We start from the raw sequence: 11,199 nt of genomic DNA, 5'->3' as shown, positions 1-11,199 counted from the left end.
AACTAAATATATCTGCTGTTCAGTTTTCAAAGTTCATTTAAAACTTTCGTTTTGTTTTTTATTTTCTTGCCCTCTCTCAAGGACAAGTATTATAATATCAGCTTTCACATTTTACGTCAACACTTTTTTAAAACTTTTTTTATCTTTTATTTTTTTCTATCATAAAATAATCTTCTATATCTTGTAAATTTCAATGATTAGAGTTGATATTTTTCTATAACAATTTTTTTATTTTTTTTATAAATATTTTATAAAACTAATAGTGATAATTAAAAATATCTATTTTTATAACCTAGACAAACAAAAAAACTAGTATAAAGAATTTTTTCTTCATACTAGTTTTTATAATTAAGTAAATTTATTTATAAACTACCTCTTATTTTTTTATTATAATAATTCTCTTCCACAAGCACTTCTTGCAGCAACTCTACCAAAATGAAGAGCATGACCTATACTATATCCACAAGAAGGAACTCCATATCCGAAGTTACCAGTGTTTGCAACTTCTCCTGCTGCATATAACCCTGGTATTATTTTCTTATCGTTGTCAAGAACATGAGCTGCTATATCTATTTCAAGACCTCCAAATGTTATAGAAGTTGCTGGTCTTAAAAATACCGCATAATATACATCTCCTCTTATAGCTCTCATTTCACTTGCTGGTTTTTCGTAATCTTCATCAAATCCAATATCACATAAATAATTATATCTATCTACAGTAGCCTTTAAAACTTCTTGTTTAACATCTATTTTTTCTGCTAATTCTTCTATACTACTAGCTTTTATTGCTTCTTTTGATCCTAGAGTGTACTGAAGTAGAGGATATTTATCTGCTTCTTCTCCACAAGTTATATACCATCCGCCAGCACTACCAGCTTTTGCCATTGCGCAACCAACTAAACTGTGGAACTGATACTCATTACAGAAACGCTTACCTTCTAAAGTAACTATTAAACTCGGTTCTTCATTTACACCTACTCCAGTTCTTTCATTTAACATCATTGTCTGTAAAGATGGGTGTTTATAATTTCTAGCGCCTATTGCTTCTGCAACTCTAGCTCCATCTCCTTGACTTGATTCTGGGCAATTGTAATAATAGCCTTTCATCCATGGATATCTTGATTCAACTAATTCTCTATTAGCTGCAAATCCACCTGTTCCTATAAACACACCTTTTTTAGCCATTATAGTAACAACACTTCCATCTAAAGTATCTGTAGCTTTAGCTCCAACTACTCTGCCATCTTCTACTATTAACTCTGTAAGAGAAGTATTTAAAAGAGTTGTCCCGCCAAGCTCATGGAATTTATTATTTAGTGGAACTATAAATCCTCCACCATATCCCATAGTCTGGCCACCGCCACCCATACTATTATGGATTCTCCATGGTAACTGAGAAGTATGAGGTGCTTCAACATCCTGCACTTCAAATCCCTGTTCTTCTAACCAATGTATATTTTCTGCTGCATGATAGCAGAAATAATTTATCTTATCATCATCTAAGAAAGTTCTCGCAGCTTTTTTTAAGAAATCAAACTGCATCTGAGGTGTATCTAATATACCTCTTTCTATCTGAGTTCTTGTGCCAGCACCCATTATCTTACCACCACATATTGCAGAAGAACCACCAATTATTCCCTGTTTTTCAACAAGAACCACATCAGCTCCACAATATTTAGCTTCTACAGCTGCTGAAAGACCTGCTATACCAGATCCAAATACTAAAAAATCAGTTTCTATTGTTCTATCTTCCTTTTTAGGTGGAACTGGAACTGCTTTATTCTTTAACTCTTCAACATCTCCACCTGCCTGTTCAACACAAGATACAACTGCTTTAGCTATAGCTTTACAAACAATTTCAGCACCTACAACCATTGGTACAGCTAAAGACTGATATTCTATTATCTTTGGAACCCAATGTTCAAAAGGTGAACTTTCAAGACCATATGCCTGTCCATAAATTTCTTTGTGTTTAACAATATTAATATCTGTTATTTCACTTTCAGAAAATGTTACTTCAACAACAACCTTACCTTTTACACCGTATCCTTTTCCAGTGTATGTACCTGCATTATACTTCGCCATGAAACTTTTCCCTCCTAGTAAAACTTACCTTAAAATGATTTTGTTATTTTTTTGTTAATAACATTATAGAATATTATATTCCGTTGAAATTTCAAAGTCAACGAGTTGCATAACGTTGTATAAAATACCACTTTACTGTCTTTAAATAGGTTAATAAAGTAATTGCATTTGTCTTCTTTTATCTCTTTACTTTTTGACATATTCGGCATCTATCTTATCTAAATTATATTTATTCATCAAGTTTATAAGTACATCCGCATAAACAAGCTCACCTTTAGAGTTTTCCTTTGTAGCATATCCTGCATCCTCTAAAACCTGAGCCTGAGCTTTTCCATCTTTTGCCTTAAATAATCCCGCTTTTTCATACCTTTTATTTTCACTTAAAAACTTTCCATAATCATATATAGACTCCTTATAAGACCTATATCTCCTAAAAGCAGCATTTTCTGTATCATTGTACCCTTCTTTAGTATTCATATTGACACTTCTTCCATTCCAAGACTTATCAGCCTTTATCCCAAATAAATTAAAATATTCCTTAGAAAGCTCCGACTTACCCCAATTGGATTCAATAGCTGCCCGCGAAATAGTCACAGATGGATAAATTCCATACTTTTCATAAACATCTACAGCTATTGGCTCAACCATCTCAATAAAATCCTCTCTCTGCATATCCTCTATATATCCTCTTCCAAATGTAGAATACACAGCAAAGATCAAAATAGTCAAAACTACTAAAACAATAGATATGTTTCTAGCTTTTTTCTTTGCTTTCTTACTTTTACCTCCACTAGGTTTCTTTGAATTTTTGCTAGATCCACCTTTTACAGAGCTACTTCCCTTTTTAGATGCAGATTTTTTTGAACTTGTACCACTTTTTTTAGATTTCTTCTGAGTACCCTTGCCTTTTGAAGCATTAAGCTCGCTCTTCACTTTCTGAGAGCTACTCTTTTTAGGCTTAACACCTAAATTTCTATCCTCTTCTCTCTCCTTGAGCTTTCCCTTCACACTCTTTCTCATATCATCTAATCTCTTGCTATCTATATTATTTTCATCCATATGCATTTCCTCACAATTTTTTACTATATTTTTTATTATACAATACAACTCCTCCTAAATAAAAATAAAAATGCGCTATCTCACGAACATTTTACAATCATCAAAATAAAAAAGAGCTGCTACAATACCTGTAACAACTCTCAATTATCATTAATTATCTTGATTTTAGCTCTATCCAAGCCTTATCATATAGTTTTATATCTTTACCTATATCTGTAAATGTTTCGCACTTACTTAAATACTCATCATCAGGATAAGCTCCCTTATCGCTAGTTATCTCCTTATCAAGAAGGTCAAAACAAGCTTTATTAGGAGTAGAATATCCTATATACTCTGTATTTATCTTAGCAATCTCTGGATCAAGCATAAAGTTTATAAACATTTCTGCTTCTTTTTTATTCTCACAAGTAGTAGGTATGCACATTGCATCTACCCATCTATTAGTACCTTCTTCTGGATTGAAGAATTTTAAATCTGAATTTTCTTCCCGCATAAGAGGGAAATCTCCTGAATATATCATTCCTATATATCCATCTTCTCCAACCATTCTATCTTTAACCTCATCATTTACATAAGCTAAAGCGTATTCTTTCTGTTTAACTAATAGCTCCTTAGCTTCATTTATTTCCTTTGGATTTGTAGTATTCATACTATAACCTAACTTAAATAAAGCTGCACCCATTGTATCTCTAACAGAGTCAAATATTAATATCTTTCCTTTATATTTAGGATTCCATAAAATATCCCAAGACCCTAAGTCCTTTTCATCGACATACTTTGAGTTGTATGCAAGACCTAAAGTACCCCACATATAAGGAACACTGTACTCATTTTTAGGATCGTATTCAGAACCTAAAAACTTCTTATCTATATTTTTTATATTAGGAATGTTATTAAAATCTAGCTTTTCAAGTAGACCTTCCTTCCTCATCTTTGCAACCATATAATCAGAAGGTACTACAATATCGTACTTAGTACTTCCACTCTTTACCTTCTGATACATCATTTCATTTGTATCGTAAGTAGAATACTGTACCTGTATACCAGTCTGCTCTTCAAATACATCTATTAAACTTTCATCAATATAGTCTCCAACGTTGTAAACATTTAAAACTTTTGATGAATCTGCAGATTTTCTACAACCTGTTAGAGGAAGCACTGTCATACAAGCAATTAAAACAAGTGACAATATTTTTTTAACTATTTTCATCTATCTTCTTCCCCTTTCTTCTAAAGACTGTTTCTTATTAGAAAGTATTAACAGTATAAGAACTGTTATAAACATTAAAGTAGAAAGTGCGTTTATTTCTGGTTTTATCCCTCTTCTTGCCATAGAGTAGATTTCTATAGATAAGTTTGTAACCCCGTTTCCAGAGTTGAAGAAACTTATTATGAAATCATCTATAGACATAGTAAATGCCATTAAAAAACCTGACACTATACCTGGTTTTATCTGAGGTAGTATAACCTTTCTTAATGCATAAAATGGTGTCGCACCTAAATCTAATGCTGCATTCTCTATATTTTCTGGCATCTGTCTTAATTTTGGAAGCACAGAAAGTATTACATAAGGAATACAGAACATTATATGTGCTATAAGCATTGTAAAGTATCCAAAATCAACCTGTAAAAATACAAATAAACTCATAAGAGCTACCCCTGTTACTATCTCTGTATTTAATATTGGTAGGTTGTTTACATTCATCATTATAGCTTTGTTTCTCGGTCTCATCTTATTTATACCTATTGCACTTAAAGTACCTACTATAGTAGCTATTACTGAAGAAATTATAGCTATAGTAACTGTATAATAAAGTGCTGTCATTATCGCTTCATTTTGGAATAATCTCACATACCATTTAGTTGTGAATGCTCCTATATGTCCCATAGATCTAGAATCACTGAAAGAAAATACTATTAGGGCAAATATTGGTATATATAGGAATAAGAAAACTAAAAACATATATATATCAGAAACTACTTTTATCTTCTTTTTGTTTTTATTCATTATATAACCATACCCCCTTCTCCGCTTCCGTCGTCCATCTTAGACATTATACTCATTGAAATTAATATTACTATCATTAAGAATATTGATATTGCAGAACCAAAGTTCCAGTCACCTACAACTGTAAACTGCTGTTCTATTAAATCCCCTATTAACATTGTTTTTCCTCCACCAAGAAGTCTTGATATAGCGAATGATGTTATTGATGGCATGAACACCATTGTTATACCAGAGAAAACTCCTGGTAAGCTAAGTGGGAATATTATTTTTCTAAATACTGTAAAATTGTTAGCTCCTAAATCGTGAGCTGCATCTATTAAATCGTGATCCATTTTTGATAATGAAGTGTATATAGGTAATACCATAAATGGTAAAAAGTTATAAACCATACCTAATAACACAGCAAATGGAGTATATAAAATAGAACGATACTCTATACCAAATAATCCTAAAAAGCTACTTAATAATCCGTTCTGCCCTAGGATTGATGCCCAAGAATATGTTCTAAGTAAGAAGTTCATCCACATCGGAAGTATGAATAAAAGTATTAAAGTTCCTCTTTTACTTATTGGAGCTTTAGATATAATATACGCTACTGGGTAGCCTATTAATATACATGCTAAAGTAGCTCCACCAGATATTAATATAGATCTCCAAAATACTGATAAATATATTGGATCTAAAACTGCTTTAAAGTTATCAAGAGTAAATACTACCTGTCCATTTACTTCTTTTGTAAAACTATAATAAACTACTAGGAATAATGGAATTACTACGAATATTGCACTCCATACTATATATGGATAAGCAAATTTTGATTTTGAATTCTTAATTTTCATCATCTTCACCAGCTTCTATTTCAACTTTTTTCATTATGTGTATATCCTCAGGATATATTTCTATTCCTAGTTCAGTTCCTACTTCTGCATTCCGAGTATTATGAAGTAGCCAAGTTCTTCCATTTTCTTCTAATTCTATTTCGTAGTGTACTCCCTTGAATATTACAGATGTTACTTTTCCTACTACCATACCGTCTTCTGGTTTAACCATTTTTATATCTTCAGGTCTTATAACAACTTCTATTTCTTCGTTCTTTTCAAATCCTTTATCTACACATTCAAATTCTCTATCTGCAAATACAACTCTAAAGTCTTCAAGCATTACACCAGGTAGTATATTACTTTCTCCTATAAACTTAGCAACAAATGAGTTTTTAGGCTCATTGTATATATCTACTGGGTTACCCATCTGCTGTATTTTTCCTTTATTTAGAACTACTATAGTATCAGACATACTAAGTGCTTCTTCCTGGTCGTGTGTAACAAATATAAATGTTATACCTAATTTTTTCTGTATTCTTTTAAGCTCTACCTGCATTTCCTGTCTTAATTTTAAATCAAGCGCTCCTAGAGGCTCGTCAAGAAGAAGAACTTTAGGCTCATTTACAACAGCTCTTGCTATTGCAATTCTCTGCTGCTGCCCACCAGATAAAGAGTCTATTGCTCTATTTTCAAATCCTTCAAGTGCAACAAGTTTTAAAACTTCTTTAACCTTTTTATCTATCTCATCTTTTGGAACTTTTTTTATCTTTAATCCAAATGCTACATTTTCATAAACATTCATATGTGGAAATAGTGAATATTTCTGGAAAACAGTGTTTACATGTCTTTCATTTGGAGGTAGGTCGTTTATTTCCTTCCCTTCGAATATTACACTACCTGCATCAGCCTGTTCAAAACCAGCTATTATTTTTAATAGTGTTGTTTTACCACATCCTGATGGTCCTAATAATGTTAAAAACTCATTTTTCTTTATATCAAGATTAAATTTATCTAATACTACGTTATCTCCACCGTATACTTTATGTATTCCTCTTAATTCTATAATGTTTTCTGCCAAAGTATAACACCTCTCTCCTCAAAATTAAATCAAACATATTATTTAAATTTATAAATCTATAATTGCACTACTTTCGTATAAATTAGAAAGTAGGTGGTGTACTTACCCAAAGTACCTTAGCTACAGTTTTTCCTTCGTTTGATAGGAAGTGTTTAGCTCTCGGTTTAAAGTAGAAACTTTCTCCTTTTCTAACCTTTAACTTTTTCTCTCCTAAATGAAGGAATACTGATCCTGCAAGCACATATCCAAACTCTTCTCCCTCATGAGGTTTTTCTTCTTTGTACTGACCTCCAGGTTGGATTGTAACTATTACTGGCTCCATCTCATTTTTCTGTGAGTTTGGAACTAACCATTTAAATTCGTATTTTAATTCTTCGTCCTCTGTTTCAAACATATCATCTTTAACGAATACTATCTTTTCGCTCTCTGTATCATTAAAGAATTCCTTTAAGTTTGTCCCAAGTATTTCTAATATATCTATTAAAGTAGCTATAGATGGTGAAGTTAAATCATTTTCAAGCTGAGATATAAATCCTTTTGAAAGCTCGCATCTATTAGCTAACTCTTCTTGGGTGAGCTGTTTTTCTATTCTAAGTCTTTTAATCTTTTTACCTATTTCCATTTTCATTTACCCCTGTCTATATATAAATTTTTACTAAACTCTAAGTTTATCGTTTCTAAACTACAACAATTAGATATTATAAACAAAAAGTTTATTTTTTTCAAGGGTTATTTTGTTTTTTGTTACGATTTGTTTTATTTTTTATCTTTAGCTTTTTTCAAGGCTTTCGATACATTTATAATTACAGCAGTCAATATTAATATCCTCAAAGTTTAGTATTAGTATATTTATTTTTAAAAAATTACACATATTTTCTTACATAAATATCTCTATAATTTTACATAATCTTAAAAAATCATTCTCATTCAGATGATTATCAACATATAAAACTTTTTTTATCTTCAAATATCAACGAATGTAATTTTTATTTATTGATTAAATCAATATTAAATTTGCATAAAAAAAGAACCCCTTTTTATCTAAAGAGGTTCTATAATTTTAAATTTTTTCAAATCAACTGGCTATTTTATAAAATGCTCAGATACTCTTTTTACGTATCTTATATCGTCTATTATGTATCTGTTCTCTACCTTTGTTCCATCAAATCTACAAGCCTTAAATACTACCTTTATAGCTAGTCCTAGACCAAATGCACTTATTATTGTTCCTATTCCTACTTTTCCTCCAAGTAGTATACCTATAGCAAGAGCAGATATGTCCATAGTAACCTTAACTACATTTGCTGATTTTCCAGTTTTTTTCTGTAGGCAAACCATAAGTCCATCTCTAGGTCCACTTCCTAATCCGCTGTCCATATAAAGAACCATGCCAAATGATAAAACTATTAATCCACCTATAAGAAGTGCTAATCCAGATACAATACTGCTAGATGTTGGAATATATCCTGAATATATTATCATATCCATAAATAAACCAACTAAAACCATATTAGCAACTGTTCCCCAGCCTATATTATCGCCAAATACAAAATCTGCAATCATTGTAAGTGCTGCGACAATTATAGTAGCTGTACCTATAGTTATACCAAGCTTATTAGATAATCCCTGATGAAGAACATCCCAAGGTTGCATACCTAAATTTGCATTTATTGTCATAACTATACCTATTGAGCATACAAAAAGCCCTATTACTAATTTAGCAACTTTTGATCCGATTGTCTTAAACATAGCATTAACACCATCCATTTTACAAATTTCATCCTTTGCCTATATAATACAAAAAAATTGTTGAAATTTCAAGGGTTTATGCGCTTTTTGTTAAGATTTATACAATTTTATAACATCTATACATACTTTCTCCACTTTTAAATCCAAATCTAAAATATTCTTCTCCTGTACTAAAATTCTTTTCTATTGCCACAGTATCTTGGTCAGTAGTTTTTCCACCAGTTCCTATAAGAAATACCTCATTTTCACTATCTATTTCCTGAACAGATCCCATATATTTATAATAGTCATCTAAGCTATATGATTTGTAATCTACTACACTCATATTTTCTTCATCTAGTTTTAATTTAACTACTCTAGTATTTTCATTTTTTATTCCATTGTCGTATAAAGTTATATATCCATCATCTGTTATTCTAGCATTGTGCTGCCTAGAAAATTTTTGCTCTTCTGTTAAAGAAAAGTCGTCAGAATCTCCACCAAGTGTCCATATTATTTCACCTGTAGTTCTATCTATTTTTAATACTTCATCTAGATTTCTAAATGAACAAAGTAAATTTCCGTCAGATTCATCTATTGTCATAGAATTAAAATGCGTATAATCTAGTGTATCTTCAGATACTGTTGAGTAATCATTACCTTCCTGGCTTTGCGCGTAAAGTTCCTCGTGTTCAGATGTTTTCCACTGCCATACAGCTTTACCATCTTTAATTTCCTGTATTACAACATCTACTATATAAGGATCATTTCCATCACTAAGTTCTTCAGGTATATTTTCAGCCTTCTGTCTCTGATAGCTAGACAAGATATAGTGATTATCGTCTATATATATGTAATCATGATTTTCTAGCTCTGTTCCCTTTACTATATCGCCATATCCTTCCATTGTAATCTGACTTAATTCATTGTAGTTTTCATCTAATACTTCTAAATATGTTGGAGAATATCCAACCGCACTAATTCTTTTAGACTTATCTGTGTATGTTGATAAATATGTATATCTAACCTTACCATCAGATGTCACAGTCTTCTTAAAATCAAATGAATTAGATTCTGTTTCTCTGTAAAACTTCATACTTCCATCTTCATTTAATACAAATACATAGTTTTGTTCTTCATTATGAGTTGTCATATAGTAATCTCCATCATATGGACTTGAAGCCTCTACTTCATATTCAGGGAATTTACTAGATAATGTATTTATATAATAATTGTATATTTTATCATCACCATTGAATTTAGCAGATACTTTTATCTTTGTATATTCATCGATTTTTTCTGGTATATAAGAAATCTTTTCCTCAGAGTAATATCTTTTATCGTCAATTTCTATATAATCTACATCTTCACGATTTTCTATCTCTATTGTATTTTTAGTATCTAAACTCATTTGACTTACATCATATCCATTTACTTCTCCACTCTTTTGCATTTCTAACTTTTCTCCATTGAATGATAGCACTAATTCTGGATTTTCTACCTCCGCATTTACATTTACATACATAGCACCTAATGAAACTAGTGTAACCATTCCCAATACTAAATATGCTGCTGTTTTCATTTTCTTCATTTTACCCTCCTTTAATTTTTAACTTTCCTTTTTTAGTTTTATTCAATATATTATTTATATTTCAAATCTTCACATGCTCTTTCTTCTCTCCTCTTTTTCCTCCTCTCCAAATATTAACCTATCAACAAATTTAGGAATATTTTTGTTATATCTCATTTCTATAACAGCTGTATCTTCATTTATCACCACGGACTTGATTTCATCGTCCATTATGTCCTCTTCATTTAAAGATACTCTTCTGGATGTATCTATATTTACAGTTATATCTGATTTTTCATATACAAAGCTCTGTCTTTCAAATTCAATTATCGCTTTTGGCTCAATTTTTTCACACATTATATTTAGATAGAAATCTCTTAATATTTTCTTATCTGAAAAAGCAAGATATTCTATATCTCCATTTAGAATATTTTCTACATCCTCTTCAGTTATAATTGCAGATATTTTTTTGTACTTACCATCCTTTTTCATCCTTTTTTCAAGACGTATATCTGTTGAATCTAAATTTTTATATCTTATTCTAAATTTCTCTGTTATACTCTCTCCATTTACTTTTTCAATAAGATCCTCATTATTAGGCGAATCAAAGTATAAGTCCCTTATATATTCTTTGTTTTCTATATCCATAAATAATGCTAATCTTCTCTTTAGTATTTCTGTTGTATTTATATTAAAAGTTTTTTTAATTTCATTTTTATAAGTTAGGCTTTTTTTCATTACCTACACCTCCTTGTGTATTTCTATGATGTTATTATATATTGTTAAGGTATTGATAATCTCCGAAAAACTCGTGCAAATTTGTGGCAAAATTGTGGCAATCAAAATATCA

Annotated in this window: 10 protein-coding genes; all 10 read right to left on the bottom strand. The window is 30.7% G+C overall.

Features of this window, described 5'->3' with window-relative positions:
* Positions 1–387: 387 nt before the first annotated feature.
* On the bottom strand, positions 388–2,085 hold the full coding sequence (locus DWX74_RS08925) for an FAD-dependent oxidoreductase (RefSeq protein WP_118549635.1): 1,698 nt from the start codon (positions 2,083–2,085) through the stop codon (positions 388–390).
* Between the two features lie 186 nt (positions 2,086–2,271).
* A complete protein-coding gene (locus DWX74_RS08920) occupies positions 2,272–3,144 on the bottom strand; it encodes a glycoside hydrolase family 73 protein (RefSeq protein WP_158573260.1) in 873 nt (290 codons plus the stop codon).
* A 154-nt stretch (positions 3,145–3,298) separates the two neighbouring features.
* Positions 3,299–4,354, bottom strand: coding sequence for an ABC transporter substrate-binding protein (locus tag DWX74_RS08915; RefSeq protein WP_118549633.1), 1,056 nt, complete (start codon positions 4,352–4,354; stop codon positions 3,299–3,301).
* Positions 4,355–5,032, bottom strand: a complete 678-nt coding sequence (locus DWX74_RS08910; protein ID WP_416389958.1) for an ABC transporter permease — start codon at positions 5,030–5,032, stop codon at positions 4,355–4,357.
* Between the two features lie 119 nt (positions 5,033–5,151).
* Positions 5,152–5,994, bottom strand: a complete 843-nt coding sequence (locus DWX74_RS08905) for an ABC transporter permease (protein WP_331495925.1) — start codon at positions 5,992–5,994, stop codon at positions 5,152–5,154.
* Positions 5,981–7,051, bottom strand: coding sequence for a spermidine/putrescine ABC transporter ATP-binding protein (potA, locus tag DWX74_RS08900; RefSeq protein WP_118549630.1), 1,071 nt, complete (start codon positions 7,049–7,051; stop codon positions 5,981–5,983). The genes DWX74_RS08905 and potA overlap by 14 nt, the downstream gene beginning before the upstream one ends.
* 82 nt (positions 7,052–7,133) lie before the next feature.
* Positions 7,134–7,673 (bottom strand): helix-turn-helix domain-containing protein, encoded by a 540-nt coding sequence (locus DWX74_RS08895; RefSeq protein ID WP_040410633.1) that lies wholly within the window; start codon positions 7,671–7,673, stop codon positions 7,134–7,136.
* A 461-nt stretch (positions 7,674–8,134) separates the two neighbouring features.
* Positions 8,135–8,818, bottom strand: coding sequence for a YczE/YyaS/YitT family protein (locus DWX74_RS08890; protein WP_286164291.1), 684 nt, complete (start codon positions 8,816–8,818; stop codon positions 8,135–8,137).
* A 79-nt stretch (positions 8,819–8,897) separates the two neighbouring features.
* On the bottom strand, positions 8,898–10,370 hold the full coding sequence (locus DWX74_RS08885) for an aryl-sulfate sulfotransferase (protein ID WP_118549629.1): 1,473 nt from the start codon (positions 10,368–10,370) through the stop codon (positions 8,898–8,900).
* 69 nt (positions 10,371–10,439) lie between these two features.
* Positions 10,440–11,087 carry a VTC domain-containing protein gene (locus tag DWX74_RS08880; protein WP_118549628.1) on the bottom strand — a complete coding sequence of 216 codons (648 nt, stop codon included), beginning with the start codon at positions 11,085–11,087 and terminating at the stop codon, positions 10,440–10,442.
* Between the last annotated feature and the right edge of the window lie 112 nt (positions 11,088–11,199).

Source organism: Peptoclostridium sp. AF21-18 (assembly GCF_003478825.1).
Taxonomy (GTDB): domain Bacteria; phylum Bacillota; class Clostridia; order Peptostreptococcales; family Peptostreptococcaceae; genus Peptacetobacter.
This window is presented reverse-complemented; position numbering and strand designations above follow the sequence as displayed.